The organism is Paraburkholderia sp. BR13444 (assembly GCF_040948755.1).
Lineage (GTDB): Bacteria > Pseudomonadota > Gammaproteobacteria > Burkholderiales > Burkholderiaceae > Paraburkholderia > Paraburkholderia youngii.
In genome coordinates, this window is record NZ_JBFPKM010000022.1 from 48234 (window position 1) to 71656 (window position 23423).

At 63.1% G+C, this 23423-nt stretch carries 24 protein-coding genes; 12 read left to right on the forward strand and 12 right to left on the reverse strand.

Going from position 1 to position 23423, the window contains the following annotated elements; translation table 11 throughout:
* Positions 1-2: 2 nt before the first annotated feature.
* Genes AB3X95_RS35770 through AB3X95_RS35785 form a run of 4 tightly spaced genes read left to right on the forward strand, consistent with a single transcriptional unit; the run spans position 3 to position 2641 of the window.
* Complete coding sequence (locus tag AB3X95_RS35770) at positions 3-1070, forward strand: maleylacetate reductase (RefSeq protein WP_368623730.1); 1068 nt, start codon at positions 3-5, stop codon at positions 1068-1070.
* Between the two features lie 45 nt (positions 1071-1115).
* Positions 1116-1988 (forward strand): intradiol ring-cleavage dioxygenase, encoded by an 873-nt coding sequence (locus AB3X95_RS35775; RefSeq protein ID WP_368623731.1) that lies wholly within the window; start codon positions 1116-1118, stop codon positions 1986-1988.
* A 5-nt stretch (positions 1989-1993) separates the two neighbouring features.
* Entirely contained in the window at positions 1994-2305 is a 312-nt protein-coding gene (locus AB3X95_RS35780) for a YciI family protein (protein ID WP_176111488.1), read from the forward strand.
* A 3-nt stretch (positions 2306-2308) separates the two neighbouring features.
* Positions 2309-2641 carry a Rieske 2Fe-2S domain-containing protein gene (locus tag AB3X95_RS35785; protein ID WP_176111487.1) on the forward strand — a complete coding sequence of 111 codons (333 nt, stop codon included), beginning with the start codon at positions 2309-2311 and terminating at the stop codon, positions 2639-2641.
* A 244-nt stretch (positions 2642-2885) separates the two neighbouring features.
* Here the strand turns inward: AB3X95_RS35785 and AB3X95_RS35790 are convergent, their stop codons facing one another.
* The gene (locus AB3X95_RS35790; protein WP_176121455.1) at positions 2886-3149 is read right to left on the reverse strand and encodes a hypothetical protein; all 264 of its coding nucleotides are present in this window, start codon (positions 3147-3149) and stop codon (positions 2886-2888) included.
* Positions 3150-3151: 2 nt separating this feature from the next.
* Positions 3152-3868 carry a hypothetical protein gene (locus tag AB3X95_RS35795; RefSeq protein WP_368623732.1) on the reverse strand — a complete coding sequence of 239 codons (717 nt, stop codon included), beginning with the start codon at positions 3866-3868 and terminating at the stop codon, positions 3152-3154.
* A gap of 306 nt (positions 3869-4174) precedes the next feature.
* On the opposite strand from AB3X95_RS35795, the gene AB3X95_RS35800 reads away from it, so the two are divergent.
* A complete protein-coding gene (locus AB3X95_RS35800; protein WP_368623771.1) occupies positions 4175-4453 on the forward strand; it encodes a PIN domain-containing protein in 279 nt (92 codons plus the stop codon).
* A 71-nt stretch (positions 4454-4524) separates the two neighbouring features.
* On the opposite strand, the gene AB3X95_RS35805 is transcribed toward AB3X95_RS35800, so the two are convergent.
* The 5 genes from AB3X95_RS35805 to AB3X95_RS35825 form a co-directional block, all read right to left on the reverse strand.
* On the reverse strand, positions 4525-5292 hold the full coding sequence (locus tag AB3X95_RS35805; RefSeq protein WP_368623733.1) for an ABC transporter ATP-binding protein: 768 nt from the start codon (positions 5290-5292) through the stop codon (positions 4525-4527).
* A 32-nt stretch (positions 5293-5324) separates the two neighbouring features.
* The gene (locus AB3X95_RS35810) at positions 5325-6038 is read right to left on the reverse strand and encodes an ABC transporter permease (protein WP_176121449.1); all 714 of its coding nucleotides are present in this window, start codon (positions 6036-6038) and stop codon (positions 5325-5327) included.
* The gene (locus AB3X95_RS35815) at positions 6035-6724 is read right to left on the reverse strand and encodes an ABC transporter permease (RefSeq protein WP_018434772.1); all 690 of its coding nucleotides are present in this window, start codon (positions 6722-6724) and stop codon (positions 6035-6037) included. Before AB3X95_RS35815 ends, AB3X95_RS35810 begins: the two co-directional genes overlap by 4 nt.
* 89 nt (positions 6725-6813) lie before the next feature.
* Positions 6814-7587, reverse strand: coding sequence for an ABC transporter substrate-binding protein (locus tag AB3X95_RS35820; RefSeq protein ID WP_176121448.1), 774 nt, complete (start codon positions 7585-7587; stop codon positions 6814-6816).
* Positions 7588-7873: 286 nt separating this feature from the next.
* Positions 7874-8791, reverse strand: a complete 918-nt coding sequence (locus AB3X95_RS35825) for a LysR family transcriptional regulator (protein ID WP_176111474.1) — start codon at positions 8789-8791, stop codon at positions 7874-7876.
* A gap of 447 nt (positions 8792-9238) precedes the next feature.
* Here AB3X95_RS35825 and benA point away from each other — a divergent pair, with 447 nt between their 5' ends.
* From benA to AB3X95_RS35850, 5 genes are all read left to right on the forward strand, one after another.
* Positions 9239-10606: a benzoate 1,2-dioxygenase large subunit gene (gene benA / locus AB3X95_RS35830; RefSeq protein ID WP_368623734.1), complete on the forward strand. Its 1368-nt coding sequence runs from the start codon at positions 9239-9241 to the stop codon at positions 10604-10606.
* Positions 10603-11094, forward strand: coding sequence for a benzoate 1,2-dioxygenase small subunit (benB, locus tag AB3X95_RS35835; RefSeq protein ID WP_368623735.1), 492 nt, complete (start codon positions 10603-10605; stop codon positions 11092-11094). The genes benA and benB overlap by 4 nt, the downstream gene beginning before the upstream one ends.
* Before the next feature lie 25 nt (positions 11095-11119).
* Positions 11120-12142 (forward strand): benzoate 1,2-dioxygenase electron transfer component BenC, encoded by a 1023-nt coding sequence (gene benC, locus AB3X95_RS35840; RefSeq protein WP_368623736.1) that lies wholly within the window; start codon positions 11120-11122, stop codon positions 12140-12142.
* Complete coding sequence (locus tag AB3X95_RS35845) at positions 12139-12930, forward strand: 1,6-dihydroxycyclohexa-2,4-diene-1-carboxylate dehydrogenase (protein ID WP_176368008.1); 792 nt, start codon at positions 12139-12141, stop codon at positions 12928-12930. Before benC ends, AB3X95_RS35845 begins: the two co-directional genes overlap by 4 nt.
* Positions 12931-13103: 173 nt before the next feature.
* Entirely contained in the window at positions 13104-14321 is a 1218-nt protein-coding gene (locus AB3X95_RS35850; protein ID WP_368623737.1) for a benzoate/H(+) symporter BenE family transporter, read from the forward strand.
* Between the two features lie 12 nt (positions 14322-14333).
* Here the strand turns inward: AB3X95_RS35850 and AB3X95_RS35855 are convergent, their stop codons facing one another.
* From AB3X95_RS35855 to AB3X95_RS35875, 5 genes are read right to left on the reverse strand one after another with little or no spacing between them, the layout of a single operon-like run.
* The gene (locus AB3X95_RS35855; protein WP_368623738.1) at positions 14334-15851 is read right to left on the reverse strand and encodes an efflux transporter outer membrane subunit; all 1518 of its coding nucleotides are present in this window, start codon (positions 15849-15851) and stop codon (positions 14334-14336) included.
* 12 nt (positions 15852-15863) lie between these two features.
* Positions 15864-16979 carry an ABC transporter permease gene (locus AB3X95_RS35860; protein WP_368623772.1) on the reverse strand — a complete coding sequence of 372 codons (1116 nt, stop codon included), beginning with the start codon at positions 16977-16979 and terminating at the stop codon, positions 15864-15866.
* Between the two features lie 32 nt (positions 16980-17011).
* Positions 17012-17998 carry an ABC transporter ATP-binding protein gene (locus tag AB3X95_RS35865; RefSeq protein ID WP_368623739.1) on the reverse strand — a complete coding sequence of 329 codons (987 nt, stop codon included), beginning with the start codon at positions 17996-17998 and terminating at the stop codon, positions 17012-17014.
* Complete coding sequence (locus AB3X95_RS35870) at positions 17995-18960, reverse strand: HlyD family secretion protein (protein WP_368623740.1); 966 nt, start codon at positions 18958-18960, stop codon at positions 17995-17997. Before AB3X95_RS35870 ends, AB3X95_RS35865 begins: the two co-directional genes overlap by 4 nt.
* On the reverse strand, positions 18957-19652 hold the full coding sequence (locus AB3X95_RS35875) for a TetR/AcrR family transcriptional regulator (protein WP_176111465.1): 696 nt from the start codon (positions 19650-19652) through the stop codon (positions 18957-18959). Before AB3X95_RS35875 ends, AB3X95_RS35870 begins: the two co-directional genes overlap by 4 nt.
* 317 nt (positions 19653-19969) lie before the next feature.
* Here AB3X95_RS35875 and AB3X95_RS35880 point away from each other — a divergent pair, with 317 nt between their 5' ends.
* Entirely contained in the window at positions 19970-21190 is a 1221-nt protein-coding gene (locus AB3X95_RS35880) for a glycosyltransferase (RefSeq protein WP_368623741.1), read from the forward strand.
* A 236-nt stretch (positions 21191-21426) separates the two neighbouring features.
* Complete coding sequence (locus AB3X95_RS35885) at positions 21427-23343, forward strand: potassium transporter Kup (RefSeq protein WP_368623742.1); 1917 nt, start codon at positions 21427-21429, stop codon at positions 23341-23343.
* The last annotated feature ends 80 nt before the right edge of the window (positions 23344-23423 follow it).

The following is a 23423-nucleotide window of genomic DNA, read 5'->3' on the forward strand; positions in this document are numbered from 1 at the left end:
GCATGGAGCGCTTCGTCTATCAGGGCACGCCGTCGCGTGTGGTGTTCGAATGGGGCGGGCTCGCGACGCTGCCGGCGGAGGTCGAGCGGCTAGGGGCCAGGCGCGCGCTGATCCTGGCGACTCCCGAGCAGCACGCGCTGGCCGAGCGGGTCGCGGAGGTGCTCGGCAAGCGCGCGGCGGGTGTGCATGCGCAAGCCGTGATGCACGTGCCGATCGAAGTCGCTCGCGCGGCGCGCGATGCGGCCGCCGCGCTCGATGCCGACTGCTGCGTCGCGGTGGGCGGTGGTTCGACGGTCGGCCTCGGCAAGGCGATCGCGCTCGAATCGTCGCTGCCGATCATCGCCGTGCCCACCACCTATGCGGGCTCCGAGATGACGCCGATCTACGGGCTCACCGAAGGGCGTCTGAAGCGCACGGGCCGCGATATGCGCGTGCTGCCGCGCACGGTGATCTACGATCCGTCGCTGACTTTGTCGTTGCCGGCGGGCATTTCCGCCGCGTCGGGCATCAACGCGATGGCGCACGCGGTCGAAGCGCTGTATGCCGAGGACGCGAATCCGGTGATCAGCCTGATGGCCGAGGAAGCAATCCGCGCGCTCGGCGAAGCGCTGCCCACGATCGTGCGCGCACCGGACGATGCCGCCGCGCGGAGCAGCGCGCTGTACGGCGCGTGGCTCGCGGGCACCTGTCTGGGCGCGGTCGGCATGGCCCTGCATCACAAGCTTTGTCATACGCTGGGTGGCACGTTCAACCTGCCGCATGCGCAAACCCATGCGGCGATGCTGCCGCATACGGCACACTACAACCACGGCGCCGCGCCCGATGCGCTCGCGCGCGTCGCGCGCGCGCTCGGCGGCAAGCGCGAGGCCGACGCGGGTCCGCTGCTGTTCGAACTGAATCGCGCGCTCGGCGTTCCGCTGGCGCTCGCGCAGATCGGCATGCCCGAGCAGGGACTCGACGAAGCGGCCGATCTCGCGTGCAAGAATCCGTATGCGAACCCGCGTCCCGTGGAACGCGATGCGATCCGCGCGCTGCTGCAACGGGCGTGGCAGGGTGCCGAACCCGTCTGAGCGCCGGGCAACGCGGCGCCGCCAGATCAATCGATGGAGGAAGACATGTCGACAGACAGCAAAGAGGCCGAGCAGGCCCTGACCGAGCAGGTGGTAGCAAGCTTCGCCGGGACACCCGACGATCGGCTGCGCACGCTGATGCAAAGCCTCGTGCGGCACATGCATGCGTTCGTGCGCGAAGTCGAGCCGACCGAGGCCGAATGGATGTCGGCCATTCGCTTTCTGACCGACACCGGCAAGATGTGCGACGACCTCGTGCGCCAGGAATTCATCCTGCTGTCGGATACGCTCGGCGTATCGATGCTGGTCGACGCGATCAACCATCGTCTGGCGACGGGCGCCACCGACACTACTGTATTTGGCCCGTTCTACATTCGCGGCATGCCCGAGCGCGCGTATGGCGAGAACATCGCGTTCACGCCCGGCACACCCGCGCTCGTGCATGGACGCGTGCTGTCGACGGACGGCGAGCCGCTTGCCAACGCGGTGCTCGACGTCTGGCAGACCGCCGGGAACGGCATGTACTCGGGGCAGGACACCGAGCAGCCGCACGGCAATCTGCGTGGACGTTTTCGTACCGACGCCGAAGGCCGCTACGCGATTTCGACGATCGTGCCGGTCAGCTATCCGATTCCGACCGACGGCCCGGTCGGCCGCATGCTCGAAGCGACCGGACGGCATCCGTGGCGACCCGCGCATCTGCACTTCATGATCGACGCGCCGGGGCATCGTACGCTCGTCACGCATGTGTTCGACCGCGAAGACCCTTATCTGGGTTCGGACGCGGTGTTTGGCGTGAAGCCGTCGCTGATGGTCGATTACCGCGAGTGCTCCGCGGATCACGAACTCGCGCGCCGCTTCGGTTTCGATGGACCGTTCCGCGAAGCGCGCTACGACTTCATCCTCGATCGGAGCTGATGGCGATGGCACGTTTTTTCGCGGTATTCGCGACCGACAAGCCCGGCATGCGCGAAGTGCGCGAACGGGTGCGTCCGGTGCATCGCACGTGGCTGCGCGGCGGTACCCATCGCGGCGTGCTCGTGCGCCTTGGTGGTCCGACGCTCGCGCCGCAATGCGATGCGATGAATGGCACGTTGCTGGTCGTCGAAGCGGAGCGTATCGACGACGTGATGGAGTTCGTCAGCAACGATCCGTACATGCAGGCGGGATTGTTCGATTGCGTGGAGATTCGCCCGTGGGACTGGAGCCTCGGCAACCCGGAACGGAGAGTCTGAGCGATGAACGAAACGCCGCTATGTCCGCTCGCCGACGTGCCCGATGGCGGCGCGCGGGTCGTCGATGCAACGGCCGCCGGCGTGCCTGTCGTGGTGGTGCGGCGGGGCGAGCAGGTGTGGGCTTACGCGAACCGCTGTCCGCATTTTTCTGTGCCGCTCGATTTCGAGCCCGGCTATGTGCTGTGCTATCGATCGCAGGTGTTGATGTGCGCGCATCACAGCGCGTTGTTTCGCTTCGAAGATGGGCGCTGTATCGAGGGGCCGTGCGCGGGGGCGAGCCTCGATGCGGTGAAGATTGCGGTCGATGGGGACGGGTGGGTGGTGTTGAATCCGTAGTCGGTGCGACTTCGCTCGATAATGAGAAGTGACGTTCCACCGAGAAACCTGGCGTGCTCATCTGTTCCTGGCGCACCAGGATTTTCCGGCTCGGTGGCATGTACTACAACTCTATCCATTGCACTTTGCACCCGGTCGCGAAGAACAACACAAGTCTTCACCGTTTGTGTTGCATCGTCATAAAAATTGATAACTGCACGGTCTTTCGTTCCCACGTCAGAATAGGCGCTATTAGGCGAACGGCTTAGGGAAACGGGAACTGATCCGGCTTTACGCGCAAACGTTGTTTCACTTCGGCGTGATATATCGAGAGGATGCCGAGTGCTGTCGCTCCGAGTCGGCTTGCGATGTTCTCTGTCAATTCCTCGCCGGGAATGTCTTCGAGGCGCCACGGTGCGACAACATTTTTGCTCCTTAGCGGGGCAAGGTCCTCATCCTTCACCGAGAATACTTCGAATTGCTGCAATTCCGGGTTATAGGAAACAACAAACGATTTTGGGGCGACCATGCTTAGTATCCTCGGCACTGGTTATAGAGTGTGAAAGCGTTTTGCTTGCATGTGATGAAAGTATAGGCAGCGTTCGTCATTCGCTTGTAGAGATTGCATTCGTCAAGATTTCGCTCGTACTCCGCGAAGCATTCGGTCTCGTGAAATTCACTCACTCCGCGCGCAGAAATCTTTTGCACGTCGTCGCTTAGCGCGTCCCTTGTATACCCGAAAGGCTTTGCGTTGCCAAGATTGTGCGGCGCGCGCGGGATTTTTCCGTCGATCGACCTTAGCATGTCCGCGTCGTTCGGTAGCCGAGTGCGCTCAGAGTCTGACCGGGAAGCATCTTCCCGCTGCTCTCGTATCGCCTGCACGCACTTGCGTATCTCGTCCCGCTCAGGGACGAAGATCAGACTACCGTCCTTCACTTCGTTGTACAGGGCTTTGGCAACCTCATGGTCTTTCATCCTGTACATATGAAAGCGGTTGTGACTCCGGCCGAGCATATCGCGCAACTCGTACGACTGGAGTGACAGCAGCATGGATGGGCTATATCGCAGCCACGCTGCGCGCGCTTCGTCCATGCCCTGCACAATGTCGTCGTGCGACTCGCGGGGCACGCTCGCCGGCAATGCAAAATGGAACCACCGGTCGACGTCAAACAACCAGTTAGATTCGATGTAAAGGTTGAACGATCTGTAAAGACTGATTGAGAAGAAATGTCCGGTGCCGCCTTTCACGGACCTCATGGAAAGAACCGAGGGAAAGTGAAGTCATCGTACCTTACAGCCAATGAAGGAGGCCCGATTGTGCAACAAGAAGCCATCCTAAAAAACCCCGGATAAAGTCCTGCGGGAGGGGCGCTGCGCCTGGACAGGCTTTTCACCAAGCCTCGGTCACCCGCCCATTGCGGACAACAAGTTACGTCGGTGCGCCCCTGATCATCAGTCATACCAACGTATTGTCGCGCGCTGGCTGTGACGCGGTAACAGGCGCTTCCGATATCGGTAACTCCTTTTCGAGTATGCGGGTGGGGCGAAATCGCCATTTCGATGATTAGCGTCCTCGAGGTAGCGGAATACGTCGAGGATGGCCGGCTCAAACTGTGTGTCGATACACGGCGCTGGTTGTCGACCTTGGCGTCGGTCGAGGGCCTGCGCGTGGTGCCGGTCGATATGGCGATCGCCGTCCAGGCCGCGGCGCTGCCCACCACGCTCACGTCGCATCAGCGGCTGATCGCATCCACGGCGATGGCGCTTGGCGGCACGCTGATCACGCTCGACGCGCGATTGCGCGAGTTCTCCTACGCGGGGGCAACCTGGTGAGTGGCGCAGTCGTTCTGCGGATGATTCGGGCTAAGGCACGAGACTGAATCACGCGCCATACCCTGCCGCCGCTACTTCAACCGCCCCGCCAGAAACTGCTGCAACCGCTCGCTACGCGGATTCGTCAGCACCTGATGCGGATGCCCTTGCTCCTCGATCTTGCCCTTGTGCAGGAACACGACATGATTCGACACGTTGCGCGCAAAGCCCATCTCGTGCGTGACGACGATCATCGTGCGGCCTTCTTCGGCAAGCGCCTGCATCACCCGCAGCACTTCGCCGACGAGCTCGGGATCGAGCGCCGAAGTCGGTTCGTCGAACAGCATCACTTCCGGCTCCATCGCGAGCGCGCGAGCAATCGCGACGCGCTGCTGCTGACCGCCCGACAGATGCGACGGATATTTTTTCTCCGTGCTGGCCGGCAAACCGACCTTGGTCAGATACTTGCGAGCGCGTTCCTCGGCTTCGCCGCGGCTCAATCCCAGCACGCTGATCGGCGCCTCGATGATGTTCTCGAGCACCGTCATATGCGCCCACAAGTTGAAATGCTGGAACACCATCGCGAGACGCGTGCGCATCGTTTGCAACTGCTTCGGATGGGTCACGCGTCGCGAGCCGTTGCGATCCCTGCTCGTGTTGATCTCCTCGCCGTTGAGCGTAATGCGCCCGGAGCACGGCGATTCGAGAAAGTTGATGCACCGCAGGAAGGTGCTTTTCCCGGAGCCGCTCGACCCGATGAGGCTAATCACGTCGCCCGCCTTCGCCTTCAGCGAGACGCCCTTCAATACCTCGTTGTCGCCGAACTTCTTGTGCAGGTCGTCGACTGTCAGCTTGTACATGCTCGTATGCTCCATCATGGCGCGAATGCGCTTTAGTGCCCTTGCGGTTTCAGATAAGCCAGCAAACGGATTTCCATCTTGCGGAAGCCCCAGATCAGCGCGAACACGATCGCCGCATACAGGATCGCCGCGATGCTGTACGCCTGGAACGTCGCGTAGGTCGCGGAGTTGACGTCGCGCGCCACTTTCAGAATGTCGGGGACGGTCGCCGTGAACGCGAGCGTGGTCGCGTGCAGCATCAGAATCACCTCGTTGCTGTACGAGGGCAGGGCCCGGCGCAGCGCCGACGGCAGGATGATGCGCGTATACAGCTTGAACTTCGACATGCCGTAAGCCTGGGCCGCCTCGATCTCACCGTGCGAGGTCTCGCGGATCGCGCCCGCGAAGATCTCGGTGGCGTACGCGCATTCGTTCAGCGCGAACGCGAGCAGCGTGCAGTTCATCGCATTGCGAAAGAAGCTGTCGAGCATCGCGTGCGAATGAACGAAATGCAGACTGTAGAGCCCCGTGTAGATCAGCAGCAGTTGAACGTACAACGGCGTGCCGCGAAACACGTAGGTGAAAAGCCAGACGGGCCCGCAGATGTAACGGTTGCGCGACGCGCGGGCGATCGCGAGCGGCACGGCCAGCACGAAACCGAGCAAGATCGATGCAACCAGCAACCACAGCGTGATGACGAGGCCGGTGTAGTTGAAGCCGTCCGTGAAAATGTAGTTCTGCCAGTATTGACGAATCAGTTCGATCACAGCGCGGCCCTCCGTACGCCGATCGAGTAGCGCTTCTCGAGGCGGATCAATACCAGATTCGAAATGGTGGTGATGGCGAGGTAGATGGCTCCGGTCGCCAGCGTGAAGAAGAAGAACGACTGGGTGCTCTTGCCGGCGTCCTGCGATGCCTTCACGACGTCCGCGAGACCGATGATCGACACGAGCGCGGTGGCCTTCACGAGCACCTGCCAGTTGTTGCCTATGCCGGGCAGCGCGAAGCGCATCATCTGCGGGAACAGAATGCGGGTGAACACGCGCCGCGCGCTCATGCCGTACGCGAAGCCCGCTTCGATCTGCCCGCGCGGCACCGACAGAAACGCGCCGCGGAAGGTTTCGGTGAAGTACGCGCCGTAAATGAAGCCCAGCGTGATCACGCCGGCGAGAAACGGATCGATGTCGATCTGCTCCATGCTGAACATGTCGGTCAGCTCATTGAGCCAGATCTGGATGCTGTAGAACAGCAACAGCATCAGCACGAGGTCGGGCACGGCGCGGATCAGCGTCGTGTACATCGTGCCGATGCGCGAAAGCACGCGATTGGTCGACAGCTTCGCGGCGGCGCCGAGAAGTCCCAGCGCGAACGACGCCGCGAGCGACAGCACCGCGAGTTTGATGGTTACCCACGTGCCCGCGAGGAGCAGCGGACCGAAGCCTTGAAACAGCATGGGAGTGTCCTTGTTGAAGGAGCGACCCGCGCGCATGCGCGCGGGGCCTGGCGATCGGGTAAAGCGGGCCCGAGGTGTTGCGCGCGGGCTTAGCCGCCGTACACGTCGAAGTCGAAGTACTTCTGCTCGATCTTCTTGTACGTGCCGTCCTTGATCATGTCGGCGATCGCCTTGTCGACCTTGATCTTCAGATCCTCGTCTTCCTTGCGCATGCCGATGCCCGCGCCGTTGCCGAGGATCTTCGGATCGTCGATGTTCTGCCCGACGAAGGCGAAGCCCGCGCCGCGCGGCGTCTTCAGGAAGCCCTGGTCAGCCTGCACCGCGTCTTGCAACGCTGCGTCCAGACGGCCCGACTGCAGGTCGGTGTAGACCGCGTCCTGGTTCTGGTACGGCACGACCTTTACGCCCTTCGCCTCCCAATAGGTCTTGGCGTAGGTTTCCTGGATCGTGCCCTGTTCGACGCCCACCGTCTTGCCCTTCAGCGATTCAGCGGTCGGCACGATGCCCGAGCCCTGCTTCGCGACGAGGCGCGTCGGCGTATTGAACAGCTTCGACGAGAAAGCGATCTGTTCAGCACGTTTCGGCGTCATCGACATCGACGACAGCACGCCGTCGAACTTCTTCGCCTTCAGTGCCGGAATCATGCTGTCGAAGTCCTGCTCGACCCACACGCACTTCGCATTCAGACGACGGCAGATTTCGGTGCCGAGATCGACGTCGAAGCCGACCAGCTTGCCATCGGTCGCTTTCGATTCGAACGGCGCATAGCTCGCATCCACGCCGAAGCGGACTGTGGACCAATCTTTGGCGAAAGCGCCGGTGGCGGCGAGTGCGAGGGCGAGGGAAAGGGCAAGTTTCTTCATCAAAGTCTCCAGGAGGGATGCAACGAGTGCGATGTTGTATAGACAAATTATCCCGTGCGGCCGATGAGCGGCAATCAGGGTTAGTGCTTACGCGCACCCAGGAGGGAGACGGAGAATAGGAGCAAAATCCTTTACAGACAAGCTATTCAGGCTGATTGAAAGGCGGCGGGCTCAGCCGGAATTTTCGCGTATACCCGCGGTCTATACCGTGGCGACGCGCTTGTCCATACAACTTCGCTACGGCGACGCTCGCATGGACGTCTAGCCGCGAACCGCGCGATCCGCGCTACTGATGCGAAGGCGGTAGATAGGTCATGTGCTGTTCGTTGTACAGCGCGTAGATCAGTTCCTGCATGCGCTGGATGTCGGCCGATTCGTCGAGCATGCGCATGCTCATGATGATCGGCGACACGAGGTTCTCATCGTCGAGGTCCTTATAGGCGATGTCGCCGCGCTGCAAACCGTACACGCTCGCCGGCACGATCGAGATGCCTTCGCCCGCGGCGACGAGGCCGAGCGCGATCTGCAACTCGCGCGTCTCGTAGAGCCGCTGCGGCTTCAGCCCGCGATCGTGAAACGCGGCCAGCACCTGGTCCGCGTAACTGGGCCGAGGCGCCTTCGGAAAGATGATCAGCGTTTCGCTGGTCAGGTCGTGCATTGACAGCACCGGCTTCGCGTCGATCAGCGGATGGCCGAGCGGCAGCGCGACGATCATCCGTTCTTCGCGCAGCACGACGCGCCGGATGCTCGGGTCTTCGTGACGAATGCGGCCGAAGCCGACGTCGATGCGGCCTTCCTTGAGCGCCTTGATCTGATCCATCGTCGACATCTCGTGCAGGCTCAGCTCGACCGTGCTGTTCTCGGTACGAAAGCGCCGGATGATTTTCGGCAGCATGCCGTACAGCGTCGAGCCGACGAAGCCCACGGACAAACTCCGCTCGATCTTGCCGACGCGCCGCGTCATCGCCTCGATTTCCGTCGTTTGCGCGAGCAGCTGCACCGCGTGCGAATAGAAAAAGCGGCCCGCCTCGGTCAGCTTCAGCGGCCGCGAGTTGCGCTCGAACAGCTGCACGCCGAGCGTGTCTTCGAGCTGCTGGATCTGCCGGCTCAGCGGCGGCTGCGCAATATGCAGACGTTTGGCGGCCTTGGTGAAGTTGCATTCCTCGGCAACGGCCACGAAGTAGCGCAGGTGGCGCAATTCCATAAAAATACCTTCTAAGTATCGTCGCGATACTAAATCAGTGTTGGACGATGCAAATGGCGCGCAACTATCCTTCAGTCACCGTAGACGCCCCGCAAAATTATACCTCCCGAGCATTGACAACTCGGCCCGGTCTGAAGCGTCGGTCGGCCCCACGGAGACGGCGCAGGCAAATCCTCGCGCATGGGACCCAAGACTTAGAAAGAGTTCAGGAGCAGCAATGAAACACGCTGAAATCGAAACCCTGCCGAAAGGGTTGTCCACCGATATCCCGCCTCTCGTGCCGAAGGTCGAACCCTTGCGCGCCGCGACCTGACGCAGCCCCCGGAGGCGCACCGCCTCCACTCCCCGACGTGAAAGACGAACCGGCCAGCCGGCCTCGCGGCAGGCAGGCCGCCCCCTACACGCGTGCTTCGCACGCATACCGACAGTCCGTACCAGGAGACACGCATGATTCCGATCTACCCGGATCACACTCCACAATTGAAGAACATCGACGACTTTCTCGTCGAAGACCGCGAGCGCGGCGATTACCGCCTGCATCGCAGCGCGTTTACCGACGAGCGTTTGTTCGAACTCGAAATGCAGCACATTTTCGAGGGCAACTGGATTTATCTCGCGCACGAAAGCCAGATTCCGAACAACAACGACTATTTCACGACCTACATGGGCCGGCAGCCGGTCGTGATCGCGCGCAACCGACAGGGCGAGTTGAACGCGTTCATCAATTCGTGCACGCACCGCGGCGCGATGCTGTGCCGCCACAAGCGCGGCAACAAGGCCACCTATACGTGCCCCTTCCACGGCTGGACTTTCAACAACAGCGGCAAGCTGCTGAAGGTCAAAGACCCGTCGGAAGCGGGCTATCCCGACTGCTTCAACAAGGAAGGCTCGCACGACCTGAAGAAGCTCGCGCGCTTCGGCAACTATCGCGGCTTCCTGTTCGGCAGCCTGAGCGATGACGTGCCGCCGCTCGAGACGTTCCTCGGCGAGGCGGCGCTCATCATCGACATGATCGTCGACCAGTCGGAAGACGGACTCGAAGTGCTGCGCGGCTCGTCGACCTACACGTATGAAGGCAACTGGAAGCTGACCGCGGAAAACGGCGCAGACGGTTATCACGTGTCGGCCGTGCACTGGAACTACGCGGCGACGACCAATCATCGCAAGGAAGAAAACGCGCGCGAAGACAAGATCCGCGCGATGGATGCGGGCAGCTGGGGCCGCCAGGGCGGCGGCTTCTACGCGTTCGAGCACGGCCACATGCTGCTGTGGACGCGCTGGGCGAATCCCGAAGACCGTCCGAACTTTGGCCGCCGCGAGGAATTCGCCGCGCGCTGCGGCGCCGAGCGCGCTGACTGGATGATCCAGAACTCGCGCAACCTGTGCCTGTACCCGAACGTGTATCTGATGGACCAGTTCGGCTCGCAGATTCGCGTGCTGCGGCCGCTGTCGGTCAACAAGACCGAGGTGACGATCTACTGCATCGCGCCGAAGGGCGAGTCCGACGAAGCGCGCTCGCGCCGCATCCGTCAATACGAGGACTTCTTCAACGTGAGCGGCATGGCCACGCCCGATGACCTCGAGGAATTCCGCGCCTGCCAGTTGGGCTATGCGGCCCGCGCGGTCGAATGGAACGACATGTGCCGCGGTTCGAAGCACTGGATCGACGGCGCCGACGAAGCCGCGCAAAAGATCGGCCTGAGCCCCGTGATGAGCGGCGTGAAAACCGAAGACGAAGGCCTCTACACGGTGCAGCACCGCTACTGGATCGACACGATGAAAAAGGCGCTGAACGCGCCGGGGAGCCGCGCATGAGCAACATCGCCATCACCGATATTCAGGCTTTCCTGTTCCGCGAAAGCCGCCTGCTCGACGACGAGCAATGGGACGAATGGCTCGCCTGCTATCACCCGGACGCGTCGTTCTGGATGCCGTCGTGGGACGACGAGGACAAGCTCGTCACCGATCCGCAGCGCGAGATTTCGCTGATCTATTACCCGAACCGCCAGGGCCTCGAAGACCGCGTGTTTCGCATCAAGACCGAGCGTTCCAGCGCGACGATGCCCGATACGCGCACGAGCCACAACGTCGCGAACGTCGAAGTGGAGAGCGCGGAGAGCGGCGTGTACACGGTGCGCTTCAACTGGCACACGCTGAGCCATCGCTACAAGACCAACTACAGCTACTTCGGCATGTCGCGCTACGTGATCGACTTCAACGGCGCCAAGCCGCAAATCCTGAGCAAGTACGTCGTGCTGAAGAACGACTACATCAATCAGGTCATCGACATCTACCACATCTAGCCGGTGCGGTTGCAGGAGACAGGTCATGGAACACACTATTGCACTTCAATTCGAAGACGGCGTCACGCGCTTCATCAGCTGCCGTGAGAACGAAACGCTGTCGGATGCCGCGTACCGGCAGAAGATCAACATTCCGCTCGACTGCCGCGAAGGCGCGTGCGGCACCTGCCGCGGACTGTGCGAATCGGGCGCGTACGACCTGCCCGAGGAGAGCTACGTCGAAGATGCGTTGACCCCCGAAGAAGCGGGCAAGGGCTATATCCTCGCGTGCCAGACGCGGCCGCGCTCGGATCTGGTGATTCGCGTGCAGGCGTCGTCGGCGGCGTGCAAGACCGGGGTGTCGCGTTTCGAAGGTACGCTCGCGGCGGTCGAACGGCTGTCGGATTCGACCATCCATTTCTCGATCGATATCGACGGCGCGAGCGCGCCGAGCTTTCTCGCGGGGCAATACGTGAACGTCGAGATTCCGGGCGCGAGCGGCGAGAGCCGGTCGTATTCGTTCAGCTCGGCGCCGGGCGCGACGCGCGCGGCGTTCGTCGTGCGCAACGTGCCGGATGGCAAGATGAGCGGCTTCCTGAGCCGCGATGCGCAGCCGGGTCAGCGGATCGGCTTCACGGGTCCGTATGGCAGCTTCTATCTGCGCGATCCGCGGCGCCCGGTGCTGTTCCTCGCGGGCGGCACCGGCATCGCGCCGTTCCTGTCGATGCTCGACGTGCTGAAGGCGAGCGGCAACACGCAGCCGGTGCGCCTCGTGTACGGCGTGACCCACGACATCGACCTGGTCGCGCTCGAACAGCTCGAACAAGCGCAGCGCACGCTGCCGAATTTCAGCTACCGCACCTGTGTCGTCGATGCCGCGAGCAGCCACGAGCGCAAAGGCTACGTGACCGCGCACGTCGACAGCGAATGGCTCAATAGCGGCGACGTCGACGTCTACCTGTGCGGCCCGGTCGCGATGGTCGAAGCGGTGCAGGGCTGGCTGCGCGACAGCAGCGTCGAGCCCGCGAACTTCTACTACGAAAAATTCTCGGCGAGCAACGTAGCATGACTTCGACCTTTACCGATCGCTTCAAGGACAAGGTGCTCGTCGTGACCGGCGCGGGCCAGGGCATCGGTCGCGGCGTCGCGCTGCGCGCGGCGCGCGAGGGCGCGGCGGTGGTGCTGGTGGACCGTTCGCCGATCGTGCACGAGGTGGCCGAAGAGATTGCGCGCGCCGGCGGCGACGCGCGCGCGTTCATCGCCGACCTCGAAACCTATGCGGGCGCGACTGCGATGACGGCCTTCGCGATCGATGCGTTCGGCCGCATCGACGCACTCGTCAACAATGTCGGCGGCACGATCTGGGCGAAGCCGTACGAAGAGTATGAAGCGGAGCAGATCGAGGCCGAGGTGCGGCGTTCGCTGTTCCCGACGCTGTGGTGCTGCCACGCGGTGTTGCCCGCGATGCTCGAGCGCGCGAGCGGCGCGATCGTCAACGTGTCGTCGATTGCGACGCGCAGTATTTATCGCGTGCCGTACGCGGCGTCGAAAGGCGGCGTCAATGCGCTGACCGCGAGCCTCGCATTCGAGCATGCCGAACACGGCATCCGCATCAACGCGGTCGCGACCGGCGGCACCGAAGCGCCGCCGCGCCGCGTGCCGCGCAATACCGCGCCGCAAAGCGAGCAGGAAGCGACGTGGTATCAGGGCATCGTCGATCAGACGATCGCGTCGAGCCTGATGCATCGCTACGGCACGATCGACGAACAGGTCGGCGCGATCCTGTTCCTCGCTTCCGACGAAGCGTCGTATATCACCGGCACCGTGTTGCCGGTGGGCGGCGGCGATCAGGGCTAGCGAGCGTCGGGCCGAACGACGCCGATAGGCCGCGCGGCGATTGTCCTTCATACTATCGGCCCGCAATGACTCCGCTGCCGGATGGTGACATGCGGTGATTCGCGGTCACTCGCGGTGACATGCGCCGCCCGGCGCGTGTCACCAACAGCGGGCCGCCACGACCCACATCGACGATGAATCCCACCCCTAGCCAGGCGCCTACCACGCGCGCCATTGCGGCCGACTGGTCCGTGTCCGCCATCGTGGCCGGCTTTCTGGCCGTGCTGATCTCGTACGCGGGCCCGCTCGTGATCTTCTTCCAGGCCGCGCAAGCGGCCCACATGCCCAACGAGATGGTCGCGTCGTGGGTATGGGGCATCTCGATCGGCGCGGCCCTCTCCGGCATCTTCGCGAGCTGGAAGCTGAAGGTGCCGGTCGTGACCGCGTGGTCTGCGCCCGGCACCGCGCTGCTGGTCGGACTGTTCCCCGCGTTGACGCTGCATCAGGCGGTGGGCGCGTATCTGAGCGCGGCCGTGATCATTCTGCTGATCGGCATATCGGGCTATTTCGATCGCATGGTGCGCAGCATTCCGAAGGGCATCGCCTGCGGGATGATGGCCGGCATTCTGCTGCAGTTCGGCACGCATGCGTTCAAGGCGGCCGCGTCGATGCCGGCGCTGGCGTTCGGCATGATCGGCGCGTACATCGTCTTCAGGCGCGTGCTGCCGCGCTATTGCATCGTGCTGGTGTTGCTGACGGGCACGGTGCTCGCCATCGCGCTCGGCGCCGCGCACCTCGGCGCGCTGCCGCTGCAAGTCACGCGGCCGATCTTCATCCAACCCGAATGGACGCTGAGCTCCACGCTGAGTCTTGCGCTGCCGCTCGTCGTCGTCAGTCTGACCGGCCAGTTCCTGCCGGGCATGGCGATTCTGCGCGTGTCCGGCTATCACACGCCGGCCCGGCCAATCATCACAGCGACTAGCATCGCGTCGATCGGCGCGGCGTTTTTCGGCGGCATCACGATCGTTATCGCCGCAATCACGGCGGCGCTGTGCACCGGCAAGGACGCGCACGACGAGCCGGACAAGCGCTATATCGCGGGCATCGCCAACGGCGTGTTCTATCTGATCGGCGGGACCTTCGCCGGTGCGATCGTCGCGCTGTTCACCATGCTGCCGAAGGAATTCGTCGCGATTCTGGCGGGTCTAGCGTTGATCGGTGCGATCACGTCGAACGTGATGGGCGCGATCCAGGACGAAGACCATCGCGAGGCCTCGGTCATCACGTTTCTCGCGACCGCATCCGGTATGACCTTCCTCGGGCTCGGCTCCGCGTTCTGGGGCATCGTGATCGGCTCGCTCGCCTACCTCGTGCTGAACAAGGTGCGGCGCGAGACGTCGGCAAACCAATGACGAAGCGGTAACTCAAGGCCGCGCCCCGAGCGCCTGAAACAGCGCGGCGGTATCGGCATAACGCTGCGCGGCGGCTTTGGTGCGATCGAGGCCGGTCTGCAATTGCTGGCGCTGCGTATCGAGCAGCGTCAATTGGCTGATGCCGCCCGCCGCATAACGCTGACTCGCAATACCGGCGCTGTGCTGGGCGCTGCGCTGCGCGGCATCGAGCGCCTGCAACGCAATCGCATCCTGATCGAGCGCGCGCAGCGCGTCGGCGACCTGTTGCAGTCCCTGCAGCACGGTTTGCTTGTACACGGCGAGCGCCGCCTGGTAGGCCGCCTCGGACGAATGCTTGCGCGCCAGCAGTTCACCGCCATGAAACAGCGGCTGCGTGAGACCGGCGCCAAAGTTCCACACGTTGAAGCCCGTCAGCAGATCGGACACGTTGACACGTTCGGTCGCCGCGCTGCCCGACAGCGTGATACGCGGATACAGGTTCGCGGTCGCGACGCCGATGTTCGCGCTCGCCTGATGCAACAACGCCTCGGACGCGCGAATATCGGGCCGCTGCTGCGCGAGCGTCGACGGCAAGGTCAGCGGCAGGTCGGCGGGCAGCACGAGCGTATCGAGGTCGAGCGCGGCAAGGTCGTGCGTGGTGGCCAATTCCGCTGGCGCGCGTCCCAGATAGATCGCAAGCTGATGATCGGTCTGTGCAAGCTGCGTGCGCAACGGCGGTAACGTCGCGCGGGTCTGCTGCACCAGCGTGCGCTGACTCAGCAGATCGACCTCGGAGATGCCGCCCGCGTGATAGCGGTGTTCGGCGATATCGAGTTGCTGCATCTGATTCGCGAGCAGCGCCTCTGTGAGTGCGATCTGTCGCGAGATCGACGCGCGCCGGATCGCCGCCGTCACCACATTGCCCGCGACCGTCAAACGCGCGGCTTCGAGTTCGTATTGCTGATAGTCGACCTGCGCAGCCACCGCTTCGAGCGCGCGGCGATTCGCGCCGAACAGATCGAGCGTGTACGACACGGTGACTTGCGCGCTGTATAGCGTGAACGGCGCAAACGCGCGGCCTTGCGTCAGCTGGCCGAAGCCCAGCGCTTCGGGATCGATCCTCTCGCGCGTGGTCGACAGGTTCGCATCGACCTGCGGCCACAGCGTGCCGCCCGCCTGCGCGCGGTAGTCCTGCTGCGCTTCGTCGAGTTTCGCGCGGGCTTGCGCGAGGGTCGGGCTGTCGTCGAGCGCCTGCTGCACCAGCGCGTTCAGCGCCGGCGAGCCGAACGCGCGCCACCAGCCGTCGCCGGGCACGTCAGTCGGCACGAAGTGTTGCGCGGCGCCGCCGGGACCATCGGCGGCGACCGTGCTTGCCGCAAGCGGCGCGGCGGTATAGCTCGACACGCTGGTCACGTCGGGCCGATGGAAATCGGGGCCGACGGTGCACGCGCACAATGCCGCGCTTGCGCCGCAGGCGGCGAGCCGACGCGTAGCGGATAAACAAGCCGCGCGATGAAAAACCACGTCACGAAAGCGAGGAGCGGAACACATTGCAGGCCTTCCTCAATCGAGCGTGCGTCGATAGAACTTCACGGCGACGCCCATCACGACGAACAGAAAGATCAGCAGCGGCCACACATGCGGCCACATGTCGGCCCAACCGACGCCTTTTAGCAGAATGCCGCGCACGAGCCGGTTGAAGTAGGTGAGCGGCAACAGGTTGCCGATGTACTGCGCCCACTTCGGCATGCCCGCGAACGGGAACATGAACCCCGACAGCAGGATGTTGGGCAGAAAATAGAACATCGTCAGCTGCATAGCCTGCAACTGATTCTGCGCGAGCGACGACAACGTAATGCCGATCGTCAGATTGGCCGCGACGAACAATAGCGCGGACAGATACAGCGCGATCAGACCACCTTCGAACGGCACGTTGAACACGAAGCGAGCGGCCGCGAGAATGATGCTGACCTGCACCAGACCGATCGCCACATAAGGCACGATCTTGCCGGTCATCACTTCGAGCGGCAGCACGGGCGTAGCCAGCAGATTTTCCATCGTGCCGCGCTCGCGTTCGCGCGTGATCGCGAGGCCCGTCATCATCACCATCGTCATCGTCAGGATCACGCCCATCAGGCCCGGCACCACGTTGTACTGGGTGATGCTTTCGGGGTTGTAGAGCCGGTGCAATTGAACATCGAAAGCGGTGGGGCCGACCGCGAGCGGCGACAGCGGACCCGTGAGGTCCTTCTGCAGTACCGACTGCGTGATCGACGGCAATGCGCCGAGCGCGGTGCCCACCGCCATCGGGTCCGTCGCGTCGGCTTCGACGAGCAGCGAGGGCCGCGCGCCCTTGGCCAGCTGGCGGGTGAACCCGACCGGAATATTCAGCACGAACAGCACCTTGCCTTGCGCGAGCGCGCGGCGGCCGGACTCTTCATCGGGCAGCGTCGAGACGATGTCGAAGTAATCGGAGTTGCGCATCGCCATCAGGAAGCTGCGCGTGAACTCGCTGTGATCGGCGGCGATGACGGCCGTCGGCAGATGCTTCGGGTCGGTATTGATCGCGAAGCCGAACAGCGCCATCTGCATGATCGGCAGCACGATCATCATCGCAAACGTGATGCGGTCGCGCTTCAGCTGCAAAAACTCCTTGCGCACGATGCTCCACCAGCGCATCAGCGAAAAGCGCGGAAGTCGGCGCGCGGAATTCACGATGCTTTGCCCGCGGAAGGCGTTGCGTAGTTGTCGGTCGAGCGGTTCATCATGAAGATGAACACGTCCTCGAGGCCGGTTTCCTGTCTTGCGATTCGTAGCGTGGGGTTCGAGCGTTCCAACTGGTCGATGCTCGCGTGGAGTTCGGGCGTGTCGGGCCCGCTCACGTGCAGCGACGAACCGAACGCGACCGTCTGCTCGACGCCGGGCGAGCTGCGCAGCCGGTCGCCGAGCTCGACGAGATTCTGGCCGTACACGGCCCACGTCACGAGCCCTTGCGAGTCGATCACCTGTTTCGACGTACCCTGCGCGAGCAGCTTGCCGTACGCGATATAGGCGAGCTTGTGGCAGCGTTCCGCTTCGTCCATATAGTGCGTGCTGACGAGTACTGAGATGCCGCGCGCCGCGAGGCGGTGCAGCTCTTCCCAGAAGTCGCGGCGCGCGCTCGGATCGACACCGGCGGTCGGCTCGTCGAGCAGCAGCAGTTCCGGTTCATGGAGCATGCACGCGGCCAGCGCGAGACGCTGCTTCCATCCGCCCGACAGTGCGCCGGCCAACTGCTTCTCACGGCTTTGCAGGCCAAGCTGTTCGAGCGCGCGATCCACCGCCTCGCGGCGGTTCTTCATCTCGTAGATGCGCGCGACGAAGTCGAGGTTTTCGCGGATCGACAGATCTTCCCAATAGGAGAAGCGCTGCGTCATGTAGCCGGTGCGGCGTTTGATCTGCGCGCTGTCCCGCACGATGTCGTAGCCGAGACAGGTGCCGCTGCCGGAGTCCGGCGTCAGCAGTCCGCACATCATGCGGATGCAGGTAGTCTTGCCGCTGCCGTTCGGGCCGAGAAAACCGAAGATCTCGCCGCGCCGCACCTGCATCGTCACGTCGTTGACCACGTGCTTGGTGCCGAAATGCTTGTTCAGCCCGTGCACGTCGATCGCGTACACCGGGTTGCTGGCGTTGGCGGGGGGCGGCGCGGGCGCACTCATTGCAGCGTGACCGTGACGGGCTGGCCGGGCCGCAGCTTCGGCGCATCGGCGGTTTGCGGTCTGGCTTCGACCATGAACACGAGCTTCGCGCGGCTTTCGTTGCTGAAGATCACTGGCGGCGTGTACTCCGCCTGGTCCGAGATGAAGCTGAGCACGGCCGGCACATCGGCGGCGCACCCGTCGCAATGAATGGATACGCGACGGCCGGGCGCGAGCGAACCGACCACTCCTTGCGGCACGAAGAAGCGCACCTTGACGTTTTCCGGCGGCAACATGCGCACGACGGGGCTGCCCGCCGGCACCCATTCGCCGCTGCGAAACATCGTGTCGAACACGAGGCCCGCGTGCGGCGCGTGCACGCTTTTCTGATCGAGCTTCCATTGGGCCTGGCCGAGTTGGGCCTGCGCGGCGTCGACTTGCGCCTGCTGTGCGCGGATCTGCTCGATCCGTCCCGGCAGACGCGCGACGGCGAGCTGACTTTGCAACTCGCGCACGTGCGCGGCGCTCGACAGCGCGCTCGCGCGCGAGTCGTCGAGCTGGCTTTGCGCGATGCCGCCGGCGTCGAATTGCTGTTGGTCGCGGCGGAACTGGGTCGCGGCGCGCGCCGCATCGGCTTCGGCCTGCACGAGTTGCGCGCGCGTCACGTTGACTTCCGGCGGACGCTTGCCGGTTCCGAGGTCGGCGAGCTGGGCGCGGGCCGAGCGCAGTTGCTCGTTGGCCTGCGCCACGGCGTCGGTTTCGTTCTGCGCTTCGAGCGCGAAGAGCGGCGTGTTCTGCGCGACGGTCTGCCCGCGCGAGACCGCGAGCTCGGTCAACTGGCCCGCCTGCGAAGACGCGAGGTACAGGAACTCGCCTTCCACATAACCTTGCCATGTGTTCGCCGGTTGTTGCGAACAGCTCGCGCACGCGATGCACAGCGCAAGCAACGCGACACGTGTGGATGAGCGGGCGGACGGAATCATGACGGCTTTCCTTTCGCGCGGCGTGCGGTGGACGTCGCCCGGCTCCTTGCCCTGGCGCTGGTCTTGACCGCCGTGGTTGCGCTCATGCCCTGCGTGAGCAGCGCGACGACGTGGCGTTCGAGCGTCGCGCGATCGAACGAACTGCGCGGATTCAGGCGTTGCCAGATCCTGGCGGTCGCCTGCGGCAGCATCACGAGCGCGAGCACCGAGTTGAACAGCAGCAACGGTTCGAGCTGCGCATTCAACTGACCCGACGCGCAACCGCGTGCGATGTTCTGACCGAACGCGGCGACCTTTTGCACGGGGATATGCGCAAACGCGCGCTCGCGCAGCAGGCCGCCTTCGTTGATGATTTCGCGCAGCCATAGCGAAGGCAGCCACGGCATGGCCTCGGTGACGTCGAACATGCGTTTGACGATGCCTTGCGTCAGCGCGAGCGGATCGTCGCGTTCGGCATCGACCGGGTCCCAGATGGCGCCGAACGCGGCGACCAGCTTTTCCTCGAACAACGCGTCGAGCAGCTTTTCGCGGGTCTGGAACCAGTAGTGCACCATCGCGGACGTCACGCCGCTCGCCGCCGCGATCTGCGCCACTGTCGTGTTGGCGATCCCGCGCTCGGCGAACAGCGCCACCGCGACATCGAGCAGATGTTCGCGTGCGTCGAAGTCCTGCGGATGAGGACGACGACCCATTCTGGAACGGGTGACTTGCGGCATGGACACCGGACTAACTGATGAGTTAGTTAGTTTTAACTGCTTGATAGTAGGACAAGTTTTGATGTGCTGAAGGAGGGGAAACCCTGGCTGAGGGTGCCCGTCGTTAAGCTTTCGCGGCGTAATAGCACTTCTAAAATCACCCCGGCCGGTAACACGCAGTAAGAGAACGGGTACTTGCTTGGTGCGCTCTCACACACAGTCGTCGAAAATGACTTCATAAAATTCCCGACGAATTAACCCCCATCATGCATGTACTCGGTGTCGTGAGTCGTGCACCAACAGCGGGCCTAAACATGAAGCGCTGCAGGGTATTGGTAATAAACGATTATGCGTCGATGGGCGGCGCGGAAGTTGTTTATCAGCAATCGGCAGATCTTCTGAGTCGATTGCCCGGGGTCGAAGTTGAACGCTTCGACGACACCCGCTTTCCGGTGGGAACCACCAAGTGGTCCAGGTCCTGGAATGTCGCGGCCGCGCGCGCACTCGAGAAGACTATTGTGGGTTTTCGTCCGCATCGGGTGATGGTGCACAACTACCATAACGCTCTATCGAATTCGATACTGAGCGTTATAGCGCGTCAAAAGCGAAAGCTCGGCTTTCGCGCATATCACACGAGCCACGACTACCATCTCGTCTATTACAACCCGGCACTGCAATATTTCGACAACCGGCGGCCGGTGATTGTGCCGCTCGAAGTGTTGGGCACGCGTGCGGCGTTGACCCGTCGGTCGACGACTAAAGGTCTTTTGCACGACCTGATGACGAAGTGTTACTGGCACGCAGTACGCGAGGCATTCCCTGCCACGCGGATCTTCGAGACGATCGTATGTCCAAGCGCCTTCATGGAAGAAGCGCTGCATCGCAGTGGCATCACGAATACGAGAGTCGTTTTTAATCCCTCTTCAGTACCGGTCGCGTTTCAGCCTTCGCGTGTTGCTGGCAAGCAGAGATTCAGGCTTGCCTTTGTCGGCAGGATTTCACAGGAAAAGGGACTCGCGGAATTTATCGAACTCGCGGAGAGCGTGAACTTTCATCGAATTGACGTATTAGGAGTCTACGGGGACGGTCCGGATCGTCGTGCGATGGAGCAGCGCTTCGCGTCGCTGATCGAGCGCGGCAAACTGGTTTTTTTCGGCAGACTGCCGCAGGAGGAATTGTTTGCGCGGATGCGGCGATTTGCCGACGCGGTCGTCGTGCCATCGTTGGGAGCCGAGAATGCGCCGCTCGTCATTATCGAGGCCGCCATGCTCGGCTTGCCTGCCCTCGTCCACGACGGCGGCAGCATGGCGACGACCGCTGACGCGGTGGGCAACAAGATCAAATTTCGGTCTGAGCCTCAGAGCCTCGAACTGGCACTGGATCGACTCGCGATACATCTGGCGGACAAGGGCAGAAGCTATTCACTCGCGGAGTATTTGCCGGAGCACTACCAGCAGCGGCTCGTGGAAATCATGGAACTCGGAGAGCATGCCGGCACGGCGCCTTCGAGGCGGACGGACGAGGCGGTCTGCTGACACTTGCGCCGTTCTACCTGACGTTGAGCTGACGGTGGACGCAGCGACGGCGTCGGCCAAATGCGTGACTGCTGCGCAAAGCGCATTTTCGCCGGAAATTTCTATACTTCTCTAGCGCACTGGCACGATCCAGCGCGCACGACCGAGACGAATTCGCGTCAACGAAACGAAAGAATCGAAGCGAACCCGCGGCGCGGCCATCACGGCTCACGCGCGATTCGTATGAGGAGGGAGACATGGCACATTCCGCAACCGCCGCGTCGGGGAAGGAAGGCCACGGCGACGCCTCACCGGCTCTTCCAGCGCTCGCGCTGGCCGCGCTCGGCGTGGTCTATGGCGACATCGGCACGAGCCCGCTCTATACGCTCGCCACCGTGTTCGATCCCGCCAACGGTCTCACGCTCAATGCTTTCAATATAGTCGGCATCGTTTCGCTGATTTTCTGGTCGCTGATGATCGTCGTTTCGCTGAAGTACGTCGTCCTGATCCTGCGGGCGAATAATCACGGCGAAGGCGGGATCATGGCGTTGCTCGCGCTCGCGGCGTCGTCGATCGCGTCGCGGCCGCGCTTGCGTCGCGGGCTCCTCGTGGTGGGGGTGATGGGCGCGGCGCTGTTCTTCGGCGATAGCGTCATCACGCCAGCCATATCCGTGCTGAGCGCCGTGGAAGGGCTCGAAGTCGTCGAGCCCGGGCTCAAAACCTATGTGGTTCCGGTGACACTCGCCGCGCTGATCGTCCTGTTCGTCACGCAAAAGCACGGCACGGGTGGCATCGGCGCCGTGTTCGGGCCAGTGATGGTGCTCTGGTTCGTCGTGATCGGCGCGGCGGGCGTCGCGAACATCATAGCCACGCCGGTCGTGCTGTACGCGCTCAATCCGCTGGAAGGGCTCCGCCTGGTCATGCATCACCGCTGGCTGGCGTTCGTCGCGCTCGGCGCGGTGGTGCTGTCGCTGACGGGCGCCGAGGCGCTCTACGCCGACATGGGCCATTTCGGTAAGCGACCCATCCGTGTTACGTGGTTCGGCGTCGTTTTTCCCGCGCTCGCGCTGAACTACCTGGGCCAAGGCGCGCTGCTGCTGGCGAACCCTGGCGCGGTGCAAAACCCGTTCTACCGACTGTTCCCGCAGTGGGCCATCGTGCCGATGATCGTGCTGGCGACGATCGCCACCGTGATCGCGTCGCAAGCCGTTATTTCGGGTACCTATTCGATGACGATGCAGGCCATGCAGCTTTCCTTCCTGCCGCGCATGAACATCGTACATACGTCGGAGCGCGAGATCGGGCAAATCTACGTGCCCGGCATCAACTGGATTCTGCTGATCGCCGTGGTCGCGGCGGTGTTGGGCTTCCGCTCGTCCACGGCGCTCGGGGCCGCGTACGGCATCGCCGTGACCGGCACGATGCTGATCACCACGTTCCTGACGTTCTTCGTCGTGCGTTACGCGTGGCGCTACAACTGGCTGCTGTGCGTGCTCTCCACTTCGTTCTTCTTCGTGATCGACGCACTGTTCTTCTCGGCGAATCTGCTCAAGATCGTCGACGGCGGCTGGTTCCCGCTCGTGGTCGGCGCGATCATGTTCACGATCATGGCGACGTGGGGACGCGGCTGGGAGATGATGCTGGCCGAAGCGCGCGCGCGGGCGGGAAAGACGCCGCTCAAACAGTACCTCACCACGCTGCTCGAAAGTTCGCCGACGCGTGTGGGCGGCACGGCGATCTTCCTGACGCCGGACGCCGAAGCGGTGCCGCACGCGCTCGTCAACAACCTGCGGCACAACCGTGTGCTGCATGAGCGCACGGTTTTCCTGAGCGTAATGACGAAAAGCGTGCCGAAGGTGGCCGACAGCGAGCGCGTGCAGATCAGGCCGCTGTGCGCCGGCTGCTGGCACGCAACGGTGAATTACGGCTTCAAGGACGAAGTGGACTTGCCGCGCACGCTGGCCGCCTACAAGTCGCCGGAACTCACGTTCAACCTGGACGACACATCCTGGTTCCTGAGCCGCGCGGCTGTCGTGCCCAAACGCGTCCACGGCATGGCGCTATGGCGCGAGCGGCTGTTCGCGGTGATGCTGCACAACGTGGGCAATATCGCGGCTTTCTTCAAACTGCCGGCCAATCGGGTGATCGAAGTCGGCGCGCGCGTGGAGATCTAGGCGGACAAGGCCTCATCTGCCTTTGAAGTCATTCGTTGGAGATCGCTACTTCGCAACGGCCCGCCACTCCCTCGGGTTCG

Excerpts from the sequence above, each read along its gene's own strand:
- AB3X95_RS35770 (WP_368623730.1), top strand. The coding sequence starts at position 3 with ATGGAGCGCTTCGTCTATCAGGGCACGCCGTCGCGTGTGGTGTTCGAA.
- AB3X95_RS35775 (WP_368623731.1), top strand. The coding sequence starts at position 1,116 with ATGTCGACAGACAGCAAAGAGGCCGAGCAGGCCCTGACCGAGCAGGTG.
- AB3X95_RS35780 (WP_176111488.1), top strand. The coding sequence starts at position 1,994 with ATGGCACGTTTTTTCGCGGTATTCGCGACCGACAAGCCCGGCATGCGC.
- AB3X95_RS35785 (WP_176111487.1), top strand. The coding sequence starts at position 2,309 with ATGAACGAAACGCCGCTATGTCCGCTCGCCGACGTGCCCGATGGCGGC.
- AB3X95_RS35790 (WP_176121455.1), bottom strand. The coding sequence starts at position 3,149 with ATGGTCGCCCCAAAATCGTTTGTTGTTTCCTATAACCCGGAATTGCAG.
- AB3X95_RS35805 (WP_368623733.1), bottom strand. The coding sequence starts at position 5,292 with ATGTACAAGCTGACAGTCGACGACCTGCACAAGAAGTTCGGCGACAAC.
- AB3X95_RS35815 (WP_018434772.1), bottom strand. The coding sequence starts at position 6,724 with ATGCTGTTTCAAGGCTTCGGTCCGCTGCTCCTCGCGGGCACGTGGGTA.
- AB3X95_RS35820 (WP_176121448.1), bottom strand. The coding sequence starts at position 7,587 with ATGAAGAAACTTGCCCTTTCCCTCGCCCTCGCACTCGCCGCCACCGGC.
- AB3X95_RS35825 (WP_176111474.1), bottom strand. The coding sequence starts at position 8,791 with ATGGAATTGCGCCACCTGCGCTACTTCGTGGCCGTTGCCGAGGAATGC.
- benA (WP_368623734.1), top strand. The coding sequence starts at position 9,239 with ATGATTCCGATCTACCCGGATCACACTCCACAATTGAAGAACATCGAC.
- benB (WP_368623735.1), top strand. The coding sequence starts at position 10,603 with ATGAGCAACATCGCCATCACCGATATTCAGGCTTTCCTGTTCCGCGAA.
- benC (WP_368623736.1), top strand. The coding sequence starts at position 11,120 with ATGGAACACACTATTGCACTTCAATTCGAAGACGGCGTCACGCGCTTC.
- AB3X95_RS35845 (WP_176368008.1), top strand. The coding sequence starts at position 12,139 with ATGACTTCGACCTTTACCGATCGCTTCAAGGACAAGGTGCTCGTCGTG.
- AB3X95_RS35850 (WP_368623737.1), top strand. The coding sequence starts at position 13,104 with ATGAATCCCACCCCTAGCCAGGCGCCTACCACGCGCGCCATTGCGGCC.
- AB3X95_RS35855 (WP_368623738.1), bottom strand. The coding sequence starts at position 15,851 with ATGTGTTCCGCTCCTCGCTTTCGTGACGTGGTTTTTCATCGCGCGGCT.
- AB3X95_RS35860 (WP_368623772.1), bottom strand. The coding sequence starts at position 16,979 with ATGCGCTGGTGGAGCATCGTGCGCAAGGAGTTTTTGCAGCTGAAGCGC.
- AB3X95_RS35865 (WP_368623739.1), bottom strand. The coding sequence starts at position 17,998 with ATGAGTGCGCCCGCGCCGCCCCCCGCCAACGCCAGCAACCCGGTGTAC.
- AB3X95_RS35870 (WP_368623740.1), bottom strand. The coding sequence starts at position 18,960 with ATGATTCCGTCCGCCCGCTCATCCACACGTGTCGCGTTGCTTGCGCTG.
- AB3X95_RS35875 (WP_176111465.1), bottom strand. The coding sequence starts at position 19,652 with ATGGGTCGTCGTCCTCATCCGCAGGACTTCGACGCACGCGAACATCTG.
- AB3X95_RS35880 (WP_368623741.1), top strand. The coding sequence starts at position 19,970 with ATGAAGCGCTGCAGGGTATTGGTAATAAACGATTATGCGTCGATGGGC.
- AB3X95_RS35885 (WP_368623742.1), top strand. The coding sequence starts at position 21,427 with ATGGCACATTCCGCAACCGCCGCGTCGGGGAAGGAAGGCCACGGCGAC.